At 64.6% G+C, this 1,010-nt stretch carries 1 protein-coding gene; it reads left to right on the forward strand.

All coding sequences use genetic code 11. The features are described 5' to 3' along the window. On the forward strand, positions 1-1,010 hold a 1,010-nt coding region (locus tag ACFDR9_RS27765; RefSeq protein WP_409033085.1), incomplete at both ends, for an ISL3 family transposase.

Raw genomic sequence — 1,010 nt, forward strand, 5'->3', positions numbered from 1 at the left:
GACTGGCGCCACCTGGATTTCTTTCAATTCGAGGCGTGGCTGCACGCCGAGGTGCCGCGGATCGATTGCGGCGCCTGCGGCAAGACCTCGCTCGTTGAAGTGCCGTGGGCGCGCCCCGGCAGCGGCTTCACCCTGCTGTTCGAAGCGCTGGCCCTGTCGCTTTGCCAATCCCTGCCGGTGGCGCAGGCGGCGGCGCAACTGAGGGTTGCATCGAAGCGGCTGTGGCGGCGGATCGAACACTACGTGGAGGCGGCCCGCGCCCAGGACGTGATGACGGGGATCGAGGTCGTCGGCATTGACGAAACCAACGTCAAGCGCGGCCAGGAGTACGTCACCGTCGTGCACGATCTGGAGGCCAAACGCCTGCTGTTCATGACGCCCGGGCGCAAGCACAACACCGTGGTCGACTTCAAGGCCGAGGTGGTAGCGCACGGCGGCGACCCGAACCAGATCAAGCACGTTTGCATGGACATGAGCGCGGCATACACGAAGGGCGTCACCGAAGCCTTGCCCCAGGCCCAGATCAGCTATGACCGCTTTCATGTGATCGCGCTGGCGAACGAGGCGATGGACGCAGTGCGGCGGGAAGAAATGCAGAGCCAGCCGCGCGCGGTGCGCGCGGCGCTGGGGATGGACAGCAAGGCCGTCAAGGGCATGGTGTGGAGCATGCGCAAAGATCCTTCCGGCTGGAACAAAAATCAAATGAACACTATGTATCACCTGCAGCGTTCGAACCTGCGCAGCGCCCGGGCTTGGCGTCTGAAACAGGCCCTGCGCGACGTGTATGCGCAGGGTGTGCGCGGCAACTGCGAGCAAACCGCCAAAGCGGCTTTGCAGGGCTGGATTTCCTGGGCCAGGCGCTGCCGGCTTGAGCCGTTCAAAAAGCTCGCCAACACCCTCAAGGACCGCCTGCCCGGCGTCGTGCGCGGCATGCTCGACGGACGCAGCAACGCCTACGTCGAAGCCATGAACGGCTTGCTTCAGCAAACCAAAACCGCCGCCAGGGGCTT

The sequence above is a fragment of the Janthinobacterium sp. CG_23.3 genome, assembly GCF_046115965.1.
Classification (GTDB): domain Bacteria; phylum Pseudomonadota; class Gammaproteobacteria; order Burkholderiales; family Burkholderiaceae_D; genus Janthinobacterium.